Here is a 15,324-nt window from a genome sequence, read left to right as displayed (position 1 = left end):
GACAATCAGATCCGGAAACGCGCAACCATGTCCTGCAGGTTGCTGCCCAGGCGCGCCAGCTCCACGGTAGACGCTGCGCTTTGTTCGGTGGCCGTAGCCGACTGGTCGGCGATGTCCCGTACGCTGATGACACTGCGATTGATTTCGTCGGTGACGGCGCTCTGCTCTTCAGCGGCAGCAGAAATCTGTTGGCTCATCTGTTCGATGGTCACAATCGAATGAGTGATTTCAAGCAACGATTCTTCGGCCTGCCGCGCCAGCGCCACGGTGCCTTCGGTACGTTGACGGCTGGCATTCATCAGATCCGATGCCGCGCCGGTGCCATCCTGCAAGGACTTTATCAGCGCCTCGATTTCAGTCGTGGATGACTGTGTACGCTGAGCCAGCGAGCGCACCTCATCGGCCACCACGGCAAAGCCGCGCCCCTGCTCACCCGCACGTGCGGCTTCGATCGCCGCGTTGAGGGCCAACAGGTTGGTTTGTTCCGCGACCGCCTTGATCACATCAATGACACCGCCGATCTTGTCACTGTCCTGAATCAGGCGCTGCATGGCCTCGCCCAGTTGCCCCACTTCACCGGCAAGCTGGCTGATTTCACGCGTGGCGTTTTGCACCACACTGCTGCCGTGGGTTGCGCGGTCACTGGCCTGTCTGGCGGCCTGCGATGCATCTTCAGTGTTCTGCGCCACTTCCTGAACGGTGGACGCCATTTGGTTCATGGCGGTCGCCACCTGGTCGACTTCCAGTTTCTGCTGAGTAACGCCCGCGCTGGTCTGTTCGCTGACGGCTGAAAGCTCCTCGGCCGCCGTGGCGATCTGTGTCACACCATTGCTGATACCGCCAATCAGGGTACGCAGCGATACGGTCATGTGTTGCATGGTGTTTTGCAGCAGGCCCAGCTCATCCTGGCGAGTGGTGCTAAGGTCATTGGTCAAATCGCCGTCGGCAATTCGACGCGCAGCGATCACCGTGGAATCGAGCGGACGGGTAATCTGACGGGTAATCAGAATCGCCGCGAAGATGCCCAGCAGCAATACGATCACCGCCACCGTGAGCAACTGGGTTACGGCGCTGTCTTTTTCTTTATTGGCACTGACTACCTGGCCCGCCATCAGCTTTTCGGTACTGGTGACGATGTCCATTGACTGCTGGCGAAGGCTGTCGCGAATCTGATCGTTCTGTTGCATCAGTTGCGAGATGGAGACCATCAACGACTTGTACTGTTGCAGCGCCGCGAGCGCCTCATCCACCGCCGGGCCGGCCTTGTTCGGCAATTGGTTGCGCGCACTGCTCACCTGAGCGATCAGTGAGTCGGCAGCATCGAAGGTGATCTGCCTGTTTTCAGCGGTCGGGATACTGATATAACGGCGGAACACCAGGCGAAAATTGGTCATGCCATTGCGCAGGTCGCCAGCAATCTTTACCTGGTCGATACCGCTTTGATCCAGCGAGCGGGAAACGTCGTCCAAGGTCTTTTGCAGGAGTGTCTCAAAGCTTCCGCTCACTTGTTCGGAAATGGTGATCAGCGGCTGCATGGCCTGATCAATTTGCCGATTGTTATCGACCAATTGACTGAACGTTTGCCTCAAGCCACCCGCCTGATCGCGAATACCTCTGAGGATATCGGCGTTGGCCGGAACGGTCAGAATCTTCAGGCCTTCCTCGATGGTCTTGCCCAGATTGTCCAGGGCGGCCGCGTAGCCCTGCGAATTACTCGCGTCAGGCTTGGCGGTATAGGCCTGCGCAGCGATCCTGAGGCTCAGCGCATCGGCCTTCACCTCAGAAACCCTGGCTGCCTTGCCCAGCCGCTCGATCAGCAGGTTGGTGCTGAGGTAACCGATCGCGGTGACCGTCAGCACACCCAGCAGTATCAGACCGAAGCCTACACTCAGCTTTTTGCTGACCTTCAAATTGTCCAGCCATGTCGACTTCATCAAACTTTTCCCCGGGATTTATCGTAATAACCAAGGATCGACTGTTCGCTGGACAACTTGATAGCCGCGGCGATTGCAAAGATTGATCGAAGAGATAGCAATATGCTATGAGCTTTTTTGGCTCGCCATAAGGGGAGCATTCTCAGCCCCGAATGCCTGGCCGCCATCCACCCTGCGGGTCACCCGGCTGCAGGTTTTCGAAGACCTATGGGTACTCATCATTGCCAGTGATAGTAACCTTCGGTTTATTCGATTCGTTAATAACACCCCGTGCGCAACAGAATCCGCCCCATTCTTCACTATTGGCGGAACTTCCCATGCACCAGACAATCAGCCATCTGCGCTACCCTCTCACCGCCCTCGCCTTGATCGTCATCAGTGCCTGCGGCCGTGCGCCGGAAGCCACCAGTGCGCCTGGCGCAGCCAAAGTCAGTGTGGCCAAGGTACTGGAACAGCCAGTCAACGAGTGGGATGAATTTACCGGTCGTCTCGAAGCACCTGAAACGGTCGAAGTGCGCCCAAGGGTCTCCGGTCAGATCGACCAGGTAGCCTTCACCGACGGCTCGCTGGTCAAGAAAGGCGACCTGCTGTTCCAGATCGACCCTCGCCCCTTCCAGTCGGAAGTCCGCCGCCTCGAAGCCCAGTTGCAACAGGCCCGCGCAGTCGCTTCGCGCAGTGACAGCGAAGCCCAGCGTGGCGAGCGTCTGCGCAGCAACAACGCGATTTCCGCCGAGCTGGCCGAATCGCGTACCACCTCGGCGCAGGAAGCCAAGGCCGGTGTCGCGGCCATTCAGGCGCAACTGGACCTGGCTAGACTGAACCTCAGTTTCACCCGCGTCACCGCACCGATTTCAGGCCGCGTAAGTCGTGCCGAAATCACTTCCGACAACATTGTCACCGCCGATGTCACCGCCCTGACCAGCGTGGTTTCCACCGACAAGGTCTACGCCTACTTCGACGCAGACGAGCGCGTGTTCCTCAAGTACACCGAACTGGCTCGCAAAGGCCAGCGCGGTCAGAGCACGCCGGTGTATCTGGGGCTGTCCAACGAACCCGGCAACCCGCATCTGGGCCAGATGAACTTTGTCGACAATCAGGTCAACCCGAGGACCGGCACCATTCGTGGCCGCGCCGTGTTCGATAACGCCGACGGTGCGTTCACTCCCGGCCTGTATGCGCGCCTGAAACTGGTGGGCAGCGGCACTTACTCGGCCGTGCTGATCAATGACGAAGCAGTGGGCACCGACCTGGGCAAGAAGTTTGTGCTGGTCATGGACAAGGACAACAAGCCTGCCTACCGGGCTGTCGAGCTGGGGCCGAAAATCGAAGGCCTGCGCATTGTGCGCAATGGCCTGGGCAAGGATGACACCATCGTCGTCAAAGGCTTGCAGCGCGTACGTCCCGGCCAGCCTGTAGACCCTGAAGTCACTCCGATGGCCAGCGCCGATACCCTCGCCGCACTGCTCAAACAACGCCAGGCCCTTGAAGCCAGCAACCTGCCACAAGTGGCGCCCAAAGCGGCCGTCAAAATCGCCAGCGCTGCCGCGCCGCGCGGCTAAGGGACTCGTCCGATGAACTTCTCCAAATTCTTTATTTCACGGCCGATCTTCGCCGCAGTGTTGTCGCTGCTGATCCTGATCGCCGGTGCCATCTCGCTGTTCCAGCTGCCGATCAGTGAATACCCGGAAGTCGTGCCGCCAACCGTGGTGGTACGCGCCAACTTCCCCGGCGCCAACCCCAAGGTGATCGGCGAAACCGTGGCCTCGCCACTGGAACAGGCAATTACCGGTGTCGAAGGCATGCTCTATATGTCTTCGCAGGCCACTGCCGATGGCAAGCTCACCCTCACCATCACCTTCGCACTGGGTACTGACCTGGACAATGCGCAGGTGCAGGTGCAGAACCGCGTGACCCGCAGCGAGCCGAAGCTGCCTGAAGAAGTGACACGCATCGGCATCACCGTGGACAAGGCCTCCCCCGACCTGACCATGGTTGTGCACCTGACCTCGCCGGACAAACGCTACGACATGCTGTACCTGTCCAACTACGCCGTGCTCAACATCAAGGATGAGCTGGCGCGACTGGGCGGCGTCGGTGATGTGCAGCTGTTCGGCATGGGCGATTATTCGCTGCGGGTCTGGCTCGACCCGAACAAGACCGCCTCACGCAACCTGACCGCCACTGATGTGGTCAATGCGATTCGCGAACAGAACCGTCAGGTAGCCGCTGGCCAGCTGGGCTCCCCGCCCTCACCGAATGCCACCAGCTTTCAGATGTCGATCAACACCCAGGGCCGCCTGGTCAGTGAGGAAGAGTTCGAAAACGTGGTCGTGCGCGCCGGTGCCGATGGCGAAATCACTCGCCTCAAGGACATCGCACGCATCGAACTGGGCTCCAGCCAGTATGCGCTGCGCTCGTTGCTCAATAATCAGCCTGCGGTAGCGATCCCGATCTTCCAGCGTCCCGGCTCCAACGCCATCGACATCTCCAACGATGTACGGGCACGAATGGCCGAGCTCAAGCAAAGCTTCCCGGAAGGCATGGACTACAGCATCGTCTATGACCCGACGATCTTCGTCCGTGGTTCCATCGAGGCGGTAATTCACACGCTGTTCGAAGCACTGATACTGGTCGTGCTGGTGGTGATCCTGTTCCTGCAGACCTGGCGCGCATCGATCATTCCGCTGGTGGCCGTACCGGTCTCGCTGATCGGCACCTTTGCGGTCATGCACATGTTCGGTTTCTCGCTGAACGCGCTGTCCTTGTTCGGTTTGGTACTGGCGATCGGTATCGTGGTCGACGATGCCATCGTGGTGGTGGAGAACGTCGAACGGAACATCGAGCTGGGCCTGGAACCGGTCGCTGCCACGCACAAGGCCATGGCTGAAGTAACAGGGCCGATCATCGCGACGGCGCTGGTGCTGTGCGCCGTGTTCGTGCCTGCGGCATTCATCTCCGGACTCAGCGGTCAGTTCTATAAGCAGTTCGCGCTGACCATCGCCATTTCGACGGTCATTTCCGCCTTCAACTCGCTGACTCTGTCGCCTGCACTGGCGGCGGTATTGCTCAAAGGTCATGACGCGCCCAGGGATCGCTTCTCGCGCTTCCTCGACAGAATGCTCGGCAGCTGGCTGTTCCGCCCGTTCAACCGCTTTTTCGAAAAAGCCAGCCACGGCTATGTCGGCACCGTTGCCAGGGTCATTCGCAGCAGCGGCATTGCCTTGCTGGTTTACGCGGGCCTGATGGTTTTGACCTGGATGGGCTTTGCCAGCACACCGACCGGTTTCGTCCCGAGCCAGGACAAGCAATACCTGGTCGCATTTGCCCAGTTGCCGGACGCCGCGAGCCTGGACCGCACCGAGGATGTCATCAAACGCATGTCGGAGCTGGCCCTCAAGCAGCCTGGCGTGCAGGACGCCATTGCCTTCCCGGGTCTGTCGATCAACGGCTTCACCAACAGCCCGAATAACGGCGTGGTGTTCGTGACCCTCAAGCCGTTCGACGAGCGCAAGGACCCGAGCCTCTCGGCCAACGCGATTGCCGGCGCGCTGAACGGTCAGTTCGCCTCGATTCAGGAAGCCTACATGGCGATCTTCCCGCCACCACCGGTACAAGGCCTGGGCACCATCGGCGGCTTCCGTCTGCAGATCGAGGACCGTGGCAACCTGGGCTATGACGAGCTGTACAAGGAAACCCAGAACATCATCGCCAAAAGCCGCAGCGTGCCGGAACTGGCCGGGCTGTTTACCAGCTACACGGTGAACGTACCGCAAGTCGATGCCGCGATTGACCGCGAGAAGGCCAAGACCCACGGCGTGGCAGTCAGCGATATTTTCGACACCCTGCAGGTGTATCTGGGGTCGCTGTATGCCAACGACTTCAACCGGTTCGGCCGCACCTATCAGGTCAATGTCCAGGCTGAGCAGCAGTTCCGCCAGGATGCCGACCAGATCGGTCAGCTCAAGGTGCGCAATAACCTGGGCGAGATGATCCCGCTGGCGACCTTCGTCAAGGTCAGCGACACCGCCGGCCCCGACCGCGTCATGCACTACAACGGCTTCATCACTGCTGAAATCAACGGTGCAGCAGCACCAGGCTACAGCTCTGGCCAGGCTCAGGCGGCGGTCGAAAAACTGCTTCGCGAGGAACTGCCCACCGGCATGATCTACGAATGGACCGACCTGACCTATCAGCAGATCCTTTCGGGCAATACCGCGCTGTTCGTGTTCCCGCTCTGTGTGTTGCTGGCGTTTCTGGTACTGGCGGCTCAATACGAAAGCTGGAGCCTGCCGCTGGCGGTGATCCTGATCGTACCGATGACCCTGCTCTCGGCGATTGCCGGGGTGATGATCGCCGGCAGCGACAACAATATCTTCACGCAGATCGGCCTGATCGTACTGGTAGGCCTGGCGTGCAAGAACGCGATTCTGATCGTCGAGTTCGCCAAGGACAAACAGGCCGAAGGGATGAGCCCGCTGGACGCGGTACTGGAAGCATGCCGCCTGCGTCTGCGTCCGATCCTGATGACCTCGTTCGCCTTCATTATGGGGGTCGTGCCTCTGGTGCTGTCCAGCGGCGCGGGTGCCGAGATGCGCCATGCCATGGGTGTCGCGGTGTTCTCCGGGATGCTGGGGGTCACTTTCTTCGGCCTGCTGCTGACGCCGGTGTTCTACGTGCTTATCCGTAATTACGTCGAACGCCAGGAGGCCCGCAAGGCCGCCAGAGCAAACAGCCAGCAAAACCTGCCTGCGGAGATGCATTGATGAGCGCCTACAAAGTCTTCATCCCGAGCCTGCTGGTCATGGCGCTGGCGGCCTGCGCCGTGGGCCCGGACTACCAGGCACCGGTCACGGCGCCAGCCAAACTGGCGTCCGCCGCCCAGGGCAACTATGACCGCAGCAAAGTGGACAGGGTGTGGTGGCAGCAGTTCGAGGATCCGACCCTCAATAAACTGGTGGCCAGGTCACTGGACGGCAACCGCGATCTGCGCGTCGCCTTCGCCCGCCTCAAGTCGGCGCGAGCCATACGCGATGACGTCGCCAACGATGTGATGCCCGTGGTGACCAGTCGCGCCAGCAGTGACATCGGCAAGGGTCAGCAACCCGGCATCACCGAGCGCCGGGTCAACAGCGAGCGCTACGACCTGGGCCTGGACATGGCGTGGGAAGTGGACCTGTTCGGGCGTATTCAGCGCCAACTGGAAGCCAGCGATGCCGATCAGGATGCTGCAGAGGCCAACCTCTATCAGCTTCAGGTCACGCTGATTGCCGAGGTGGTCGACGCCTACGGTCAACTGCGCGGCGCACAACTGCGTGAAGCCATTGCCCGCGACAACCTGAAAAACCAGCAGAGTTCTCAGGACGTGACTACGCAATTGCGTGATGCGGGCGTGGGCAACGAGCTGGATGTGGTACGTGCAGAGGCACGACTGGCTGCCGTCGAGGCAACCGTTCCACAGTTGCAGGCCGAGCAGGCTCGCCAACGCAATCGTATCGCCACGTTACTGGGCGAGCGCCCGGAAAACCTCAGCGTCGACTTGAGCCCGAGCAAGCTGCCTGCCATCGCCAAGGCCTTGCCGATCGGCGACCCGACGCAAGTGCTGCGCAATCGGCCGGACATCCGTGCAGCCGAGCGACAACTCGCTGCCTCGACCGCACGTATCGGCGTCGCGACTGCCGACCTGTTCCCGAGGGTCAGTCTGAGCGGTTTTCTGGGCTTTACCGCTGGGCGCGGCTCGCAGATCGGTTCGTCAGCGGCCAGAGCCTGGTCGCTGGGGCCGAGCATCACCTGGGCGGCCTTCGATCTGGGCAGTGTCCGGGCGCAGATTCGCAGTGCCGACGCCGACGCCGAGGGCGCACTGGCCAACTACGAGCAGCAGGTACTGCTTGCTCTGGAGGAGTCGGAGAACGCGTTCAGCGATTACGACAAACGCCAGCAGCGGCTGGTCTCGCTGATGCGCCAGAGCGATGCGAGTCGCTCGGCGGCCAGGCTGGCCTCGGTGCAATATCGAGAAGGCACGGCGGACTTCCTGGTCCTGCTGGATGCCGAGCGCGAACGTCTGGCAGCCGAGGATGCTCAGGCGCAGGCAGAAATCGAGCTGTACCGTGGCATCGTGGCCATTTACAAGGCACTGGGTGGCGGCTGGCACCCTCAGGCCTGAACCTGAAAAACCGGTAAAAAAGCCCCGCGCCCGATCAGGCCGCGGGGCTTTTTTTGCCTGAAATCCGGCTGCATCATGATTGCCGTTTGACAGCTGCCAGCCACTCCCCGAAGCTGCAACCCGTCAAGCATTGGAAATCGATATGCCCAGACTTTCTACCATGGGGTTATCGCCTCAACCCACTTCTCGACGTCGCTGGCTGATCGGCGCAGCGGCTGCAGCGCTGCTGATGCTTTCGCTGGTTTTCTGGTGGTGGCGCACGCCCGTCCAGACCGCGCCGGCCAGGCTGAGTCATACCTATGCCCAGGCGCTGGAACAGGCACACGACGGTAAACCGGGTGCCGCGCGCGTGCTGTATCAACAACTGGGACGGACTGACCTGTCTGACACGCAACGCATCAGCCTGCTCGCCGAACTGAGCGACTATCCCAGCCCCCAGGCCCTCAAGTTGCTTGATGCGGCCTTGAGTAACCCGTCCGCGCAAGTGCGCGAAGCGGCCATCGATGTCAGTGTCAGGCTGGTCTCCAACAGTCAGCGCAGTCTGTTGCTCGGCCCCCTGCTGGATGACGCCGAACAATCCGTCAGGTTTCGCGCCACCAGCGCCCTGCTTGGCCTCTCACCTGATGAGCTGGGCCTGTACTTTGCCGTTCTGCAGCAAAGTGCCGAGGCGTTTCAGGAGTCACTCAAGAGCCAGCCGCAAAGCGCACAAAACCAGCTGCAACTGGCCAGGCTGTATCTGCAGACCGGCGACCTGGAACCCGCGCTCGCGGCGCTACAGCGCGCCACCGCGCTGGACCCGGGCAATATCGAAGCAGCGCTGGCGCATATCGAATTACTGGACCGCAAGGGCCAGGCCGAGCAGGCGCGCATCCTTTTCGCGCAACTGCTTGAGCATAACCCTGGCTCGTCCCTGCTCCAGCATGCCCTCGGCATGTGGCTGCTGAACCACGGCCAGGCTGAATTCGCCGTGCTCAGCCTGGCCAAGGCCACGGAACTGGCGCCCGATAACAACGACTATCGCTATGACCTGGCGGTTGCCCTGCACTCGTTGAACGAGCTTGAAGCGGCACAGCGGCAGTTGACTCAGATCGTTCAAAACCAGCCCGCCAATCGCAAGGCCAGAGTGCTGCTGATCCAGTACTGGAAAGAGAACGGTCAGCTGCAGAACGTGCAGATTCTGCTGGCCGAGCTCGAACAGCAGAACCCGGATGACCCTGTGCTGCAACAGGGACTGTAGGGTCAGAAACGCAACGCCGAGACAGGCCAAAGGCTATCTTTGCATGGTCTACACGCCTTTCAGTCCGCGGCGTTCGCACTGCTCTGCCATTTCCTCATCCGATAGTCCTATTGCCTGTCGGATATTTCTCTTTTTAAGCTATCCACTCTCTCATGACACGTTTTCCATCCGTGGCTAATATCGGAAATAACTTACACTGCCCCTCCGCGTACAACACGGACATCATCCCCTATATCCAACATCGTCTCCCCGCTTCATTTAACGAATTTGAAAAAGGCTATTTTCTAACTGAAAAAAAAAGTGCATCATTTGCGGGCGACTGAGTTATAAATACCCTCTATCTGCGCAATGACAAGCCGCGAAGGCCAAGTTTCAGCATAGAAACCGCAGGTATCGGGCACCCTCGAGTGAGCGAATCGGTCATCAGTTTTGTCTCATCGCTTTATAGGGCTGACAACAGCCATTACATTGTTGGAGTATATTAATTGTCCAGACTTGCCGAGTTTCGAGCAGCAGAGAAAGCCCTTCAGGAACAGCTTGCACAGCTGGAATCGTTGAAGAATGACGCCGGATTGAAAAAGGAGATCGAATTCGAGCAAAAGCTCCAGGACCTGATGGGCACCTACGGCAAAAGCCTGCGTGACATCATTGCAATCCTTGACCCTGCAAGCGCTACCTCGCTGGTCGCACCCGCAGGTCCAAAGCGTCGCCGCGCACGTGTGGTCAAGGTTTACCAGAATCCGCACACGGGTGAGCTGATTGAAACCAAGGGCGGCAACCATCGCGGCCTCAAGGCGTGGAAAGAGCAATACGGTGTAGACACTGTTGATTCATGGCTTCGTGCCTGATTGCAAGTTGTCACTTGAAGCCCTGCACGTGCAGGGCTTTTTTGTCTGCGCCGCTGCATATGATCACCTGCGCACTGCAGCTTTTTGCCCGGACGCACACACAGTTCCTTTCGTTGGACACCGGGAATTCATATACATGATTGAGTGAACTGCCCGGTACATATACTTCAGGGCACCGGGAAAATACCGCGAGAATAATGACGCCAATAAATCTGGATTATGCGATTCAGCACACAGTTACAAACCTGAACAGTTCCTGAAGTGTGTAGAGTAATTATTCAGTTTGGCGGTGTAATGAGATACATCCTTATTTGTTTCTCAATGATTCGGCGCGTCGAAGAGCACCACATTCGCAGCACAGCGGAGCTTCACACTTTTTTCACATGCACTCTCGGATGATGAAGACCGCTAAAGGAATAGCGCCCCATGCCCGCCTCGGCGGGCTTCTGTTTGCCTGCGAAAAGGCAGAGTTCACTGCGTATCGTCCAGGCGCAGACTCTCGCGAATACGCAGTGCCTCATCCTTGTTGCTCGCATAGCCGTCTGCCGATCCCGCATAGGACAACGACCAGGCCAGCTCCTTGCTGGCGGCCGCGACCAGTGTCTGGGTCAGCACGTGCACACCATTCTGAGTAATGGTGCAGGTGGTTTCGAGTGCGGGCACGACGCTGAGTCGACTTTCACGGACATGCGTGCAAGCGCTCTGCAATCCGCTCCGGGCAAAATTGACCTGAATCGACTTGCGCATTTCCAGCAGAACGCCCTGGACATTGACTTCATGCCCTGGCGTCAGGCGCGTCTGGGTGAGTTCCATGACCATCAGCGGATTTCCACTTTGATCGTTTTTCACCGCGCGCTGTCTGACTTGCACGGAAGGTTGAACGGGCTCGCCCGACTCGGTCGGTATCGACTCGACCTCCCAGCCTGCGGGCCAGACGATCATTGCATCGGCGGCATGCACCTGTGCAGTGCCCAACAGCAGGAACAGGCACAGGCTTGGCACGGAGCGTCGGTAGTGCGAAAGGATCATGATCGGGTCGCCAGAACGGTTGACCGGAAATTCTGAGCCTGTTGTCGGCATCGAGCAAGGCCGACGCGACGTTATCCGAGCCGGGTTTGGCACTGCGCGCCCTGCCCCGTATCATTTGGCATTATTTGTACATTCTGTTGGAGACACATTGATGAGCTTGCACGAACTCAACACACTACCGGGCGTCACAGCCGATCCTGAAGCGGCCACCCGGCAGTTTGTGTTCAATCACACCATGCTGCGCGTCAAGGACATTACCAAATCGCTTGATTTCTACACCCGCGTACTGGGCTTCAGCCTGGTCGAGAAGCGTGATTTCCCGGAAGCCGAATTCAGCCTGTACTTCCTGGCGCTGGTCGACAAGGCACAGATCCCGGAAGACGACGCCGCCCGCAACGAATGGATGAAGTCGATCCCCGGCATTCTGGAGCTGACCCATAACCACGGTACCGAAAGCGATGCCACAGCGTCTTACCATAACGGCAACAGCGACCCGCGCGGCTTTGGCCATATCTGCGTGTCGGTGCCGGATGTGAAAGTCGCCTGCGAGCGTTTTGAAAGCCTGGGCGTCGACTTTCAGAAGCGCTTGTCCGATGGCCGCATGAACAGCCTGGCCTTTATCAAGGACCCGGACGGCTACTGGGTAGAAATCATCCAGCCAACGCCGCTCTGAGACTGCCAGCGATCGCTTCGGCAAGGGGCGATCCGCGTAGAAAGCAAAAAGCCCCGTGATCGCCCACGGGGCTTTTCGTTTACCGCTCTCCGATCAGGCCGGGGCGGAGGTACGGATCAGGTGGTCAAAGGCGCTCAGGGAGGCCTTGGCACCTTCGCCCAGGGCGATGATGATCTGCTTGTACGGTGCAACCGTCACGTCACCAGCAGCGAAGATGCCTGGCACCGAGGTTTCACCGCGAGGATCGACCACGATCTCACCGCGCGGCGACAACTCGATGGCACCTTTGAGCCACTCACTGTTGGGCAGCAGGCCGATCTGCACGAAGATACCTTCGAGCGGTACGTTGATCTCTTCGCCTGTGGTGCGGTTCTTGTAGCGCAGGCCGTTGACCTTCTGCTCATCACCTGTCACTTCAGTGGTTTGCGCACTGGTGATCACGGTCACGTTCGGCAGACTGTGCAATTTGCGCTGCAGCACCGCGTCGGCACGCAATTGCACGTCGAACTCCAGTAGAGTCACGTGAGACACGATACCTGCGAGGTCGATTGCAGCCTCGACACCCGAGTTACCGCCACCGATGACAGCGACGCGCTTGCCTTTGAACAAAGGACCGTCACAGTGCGGGCAATAAGCCACACCCTTGTTACGGTACTGCTGCTCACCCGGCACGTTCATCTCCCTCCAGCGTGCGCCAGTGGCAAGGATCAGCGTCTTGGCCTTGAGGCTGGCACCGCTGGCAAACTTCACTTCGTGCAACTCGCCGGCTGCGCCAGGAATCAGCTTGTCGGCACGCTGCAGGTTCATGATGTCGACTTCGTACTGCTTGACGTGCTCTTCAAGCGCCACGGCCAGCTTCGGCCCCTCGGTATGTTGTACCGAGATGAAGTTCTCGATGGCCATGGTGTCGAGCACCTGACCGCCGAAACGCTCGGCAGCAACACCGGTGCGGATGCCTTTACGCGCAGCATAGACTGCCGCGGCCGAGCCAGCCGGGCCACCGCCGACGACCAGCACATCGAAAGCCTGCTTGGCGTTGAGTTTTTCCGCCTGACGCGCACCGGCGCCGGTGTCGATCTTGGCCAGAATCTCTTCCAGGCCCATGCGGCCCTGCCCGAACAACTCACCGTTCAGATAGATGCTGGGCACCGACATGATCTTGCGATCGGTGACTTCTTCCTGGAACAGCGCACCGTCGATAGCGACGTGCTTGATACCAGGGTTCAGCACTGCCATCAGGTTCAGGGCCTGGACGACGTCCGGACAGTTCTGGCAGGACTGCGAGAAATAGGTTTCGAAATGGAATTCGCCCTGAAGTGCGCGAACCTGTTCGATGGTTTCCGCACTGACCTTGGGTGGATAGCCGCCGACTTGCAGCAGCGCCAGGACCAGCGAGGTGAATTCGTGACCCATGGGGATACCGGCAAAACGCAGGCTGATATCGTGGCCAGGGCTGTTCAGCGAGAACGACGGCGTACGTGCGTCGGTGCCGCTGTCATTCAGGGTGACGTCCTTGGAAACACTGATCACATCATTGAGCAGTGCAAGCATTTCCTGAGACTTCGCGCCGTCATCAAGGGACGCGACGATCTCGATGGGGCGAGTAACCCGCTCCAGATAGGATTTCAACTGGGCTTTAAGATTGGCGTCCAACATGTGGCGGCTTCCTGTTTACAAAGGGTAGAAATAACAACGCCCAGGCGATTACCGCCCGGGCGTTTTTTGGGGCGATGCGGTTTACTTGCTCAAGAGCTCAACGCCCCCAGCCGATTCATGCGCCTCAGATCTTGCCAACCAGGTCCAGGGACGGAGCCAGAGTAGCTTCGCCTTCTTTCCACTTGGCTGGGCAGACTTCGCCCGGGTGAGCGGCAACGTACTGAGCAGCCTTGATCTTGCGCAGCAGCTCGGAAGCGTCACGACCAACGCCACCGTCGTTCAGTTCGACGATTTTGATCTGACCTTCAGGGTTGATCACGAAAGTACCGCGATCCGCCAGACCGGCTTCTTCGATCAGCACATCAAAGTTGCGGGAGATGGTCAGGGTCGGGTCACCGATCATGGTGTACTGGATCTTGCCGATCGCTGGCGAAGTGTTGTGCCATGCAGCGTGGGCGAAGTGGGTGTCAGTCGAAACGCTGTAGATTTCAACGCCCAGCTTCTTGAACTCTTCGTAGTTGTCAGCCAGGTCTTCCAGCTCGGTCGGGCATACGAAGGTGAAGTCGGCCGGGTAGAAGAATACGACAGACCACTTGCCTTTGAAGTCAGCGTCCGAGACGTCAACGAAAGCGCCGTTCTTGAATGCGGTAGCCTTGAACGGTTTTACTTGGCTGTTGATGATAGGCATCGGTATATCTCCTGATGGGTTGGATGGGTTGTGAATTCGATGGAGTGAAGCTTACGCATGATCGATGACAATCGCTCATTGGCAAACCTGATGTCACTGATTGCTTTTCACTATGAAGGCAGCTTATCGATAGAAGAAACCTTCGGACCGCTCCCCGCCTCCGATGGGCTCAGGAACGGAGCGGCATCAATGTAGCGCATCGCCGACTTGATGTCCCTCCAGCCTACATAGGACATCAGTGACTTGAGGTCCCAGCCGTTGCTGTGCGCCCAGCTTGCAAAACCGCGACGCAATGAGTGGCTGGTGTAGCGCTCGGCGGCGATGCCTGCACGCTGGAGCGCCTGACGCAGCAACGGGATGATGCTGTTGGCGTGCAACTCCTCCTCTTTAAGGTTACCCCAGCGGTCCACTGCCCGAAAGACTGGACCGGGTACCAGCGCGGCACAGTTGATCCACTCTATATAGGCCTGAACCGGGCAAAGCCTCTGCAAGGCCGGGGTCTGATAGGTGCGGCCCAGATTTTCTCGATCGCCTTTGCTCCGCGGCAAATACAGGCTGATTCCCGAGTTGGCGATGGCCTTGACGTCCTGTACTTGCAGGCGGCATAGCTCGTCACTACGAAACCCGCGCCAGAACCCCAGCAGGATCAGCGCCGAATCGCGTCGGCCGCGCAACAGCCGTGGCTGATCGTGTTGTGCGCTTGCTTCGCGTATTTCGACCTCCAGCCAGGCGATGACTTTTTCCAGATCCTGCAACTGCAAGGGCTCGGCCTGCTTTTCCTGTGCGGGGTGCAGCGCACGAATGCCCTTGATGACCTTGCGCACCATCGGTGCCTTGGTCGGATCGACAAAACCCTGGCTGACGTGCCACTGGGCCAGCGCTGACAAACGCAGCTTCAAGGTGTTCACCGACAGCGTCCCGGCATGGCTGGCCAGGTAACGCGCCACGCTTTCGCTGGTCGCCGGCAGAAACCCGCCCCACGTCACCTCGAAATGCTCGATGGCAGCCCGATAGCTGCGGCGCGTGTTGTCGCGGGTCGCAGCCTCGATGTAGCGATCAACGTTATTCATGGCTCAAACCTGCTCGGGTGTACCGGTAA

The 15,324-nt window shown here is 59.2% G+C and carries 11 protein-coding genes; 6 read left to right on the top strand and 5 right to left on the bottom strand.

Features of this window, described 5'->3' with window-relative positions; genetic code table 11:
• Window positions 1–5 precede the first annotated feature (5 nt).
• Complete coding sequence (locus ACW55A_RS22330; protein ID WP_498811166.1) at window positions 6–1,934, bottom strand: HAMP domain-containing methyl-accepting chemotaxis protein; 1,929 nt, start codon at window positions 1,932–1,934, stop codon at window positions 6–8.
• A 317-nt stretch (window positions 1,935–2,251) separates the two neighbouring features.
• Between ACW55A_RS22330 and mexE the strand changes: the two genes are divergently transcribed.
• The 5 genes from mexE (at window position 2,252) to ACW55A_RS22305 (ending at window position 10,179) form a co-directional block, all read left to right on the top strand.
• A complete protein-coding gene (gene mexE / locus ACW55A_RS22325) occupies window positions 2,252–3,493 on the top strand; it encodes a multidrug efflux RND transporter periplasmic adaptor subunit MexE (protein ID WP_498811165.1) in 1,242 nt (413 codons plus the stop codon).
• Between the two features lie 12 nt (window positions 3,494–3,505).
• Window positions 3,506–6,697 (top strand): efflux RND transporter permease subunit, encoded by a 3,192-nt coding sequence (locus ACW55A_RS22320; RefSeq protein WP_096128651.1) that lies wholly within the window; start codon window positions 3,506–3,508, stop codon window positions 6,695–6,697.
• Window positions 6,697–8,094 (top strand): efflux transporter outer membrane subunit, encoded by a 1,398-nt coding sequence (locus ACW55A_RS22315; RefSeq protein WP_498811164.1) that lies wholly within the window; start codon window positions 6,697–6,699, stop codon window positions 8,092–8,094. The genes ACW55A_RS22320 and ACW55A_RS22315 overlap by 1 nt, the downstream gene beginning before the upstream one ends.
• Window positions 8,095–8,236: 142 nt before the next feature.
• Window positions 8,237–9,331, top strand: coding sequence for a HEAT repeat domain-containing protein (locus ACW55A_RS22310; protein ID WP_455808989.1), 1,095 nt, complete (start codon window positions 8,237–8,239; stop codon window positions 9,329–9,331).
• Window positions 9,332–9,816: 485 nt separating this feature from the next.
• A complete protein-coding gene (locus tag ACW55A_RS22305; RefSeq protein WP_003364441.1) occupies window positions 9,817–10,179 on the top strand; it encodes a histone-like nucleoid-structuring protein, MvaT/MvaU family in 363 nt (120 codons plus the stop codon).
• A 471-nt stretch (window positions 10,180–10,650) separates the two neighbouring features.
• Here the strand turns inward: ACW55A_RS22305 and ACW55A_RS22300 are convergent, their stop codons facing one another.
• Entirely contained in the window at window positions 10,651–11,208 is a 558-nt protein-coding gene (locus ACW55A_RS22300) for a DUF4946 domain-containing protein (RefSeq protein ID WP_003364442.1), read from the bottom strand.
• A gap of 151 nt (window positions 11,209–11,359) precedes the next feature.
• Here ACW55A_RS22300 and gloA point away from each other — a divergent pair, with 151 nt between their 5' ends.
• Window positions 11,360–11,881 (top strand): lactoylglutathione lyase, encoded by a 522-nt coding sequence (gloA, locus tag ACW55A_RS22295; RefSeq protein WP_003364444.1) that lies wholly within the window; start codon window positions 11,360–11,362, stop codon window positions 11,879–11,881.
• Between the two features lie 93 nt (window positions 11,882–11,974).
• On the opposite strand, the gene ahpF is transcribed toward gloA, so the two are convergent.
• The 3 genes from ahpF to ACW55A_RS22280 form a co-directional block, all read right to left on the bottom strand.
• Window positions 11,975–13,537: an alkyl hydroperoxide reductase subunit F gene (gene ahpF / locus ACW55A_RS22290; RefSeq protein WP_455808988.1), complete on the bottom strand. Its 1,563-nt coding sequence runs from the start codon at window positions 13,535–13,537 to the stop codon at window positions 11,975–11,977.
• A gap of 124 nt (window positions 13,538–13,661) precedes the next feature.
• The gene (ahpC, locus tag ACW55A_RS22285) at window positions 13,662–14,225 is read right to left on the bottom strand and encodes an alkyl hydroperoxide reductase subunit C (protein WP_002553298.1); all 564 of its coding nucleotides are present in this window, start codon (window positions 14,223–14,225) and stop codon (window positions 13,662–13,664) included.
• A gap of 110 nt (window positions 14,226–14,335) precedes the next feature.
• The gene (locus ACW55A_RS22280) at window positions 14,336–15,295 is read right to left on the bottom strand and encodes a site-specific integrase (protein WP_498811163.1); all 960 of its coding nucleotides are present in this window, start codon (window positions 15,293–15,295) and stop codon (window positions 14,336–14,338) included.
• Between the last annotated feature and the right edge of the window lie 29 nt (window positions 15,296–15,324).

The organism is Plantibacter cousiniae (nom. nud.) (genome assembly GCF_977070315.1).
The sequence above is the reverse complement of the archived record's forward strand: the minus strand, read 5'-3'. Positions and strand labels throughout refer to the sequence as shown.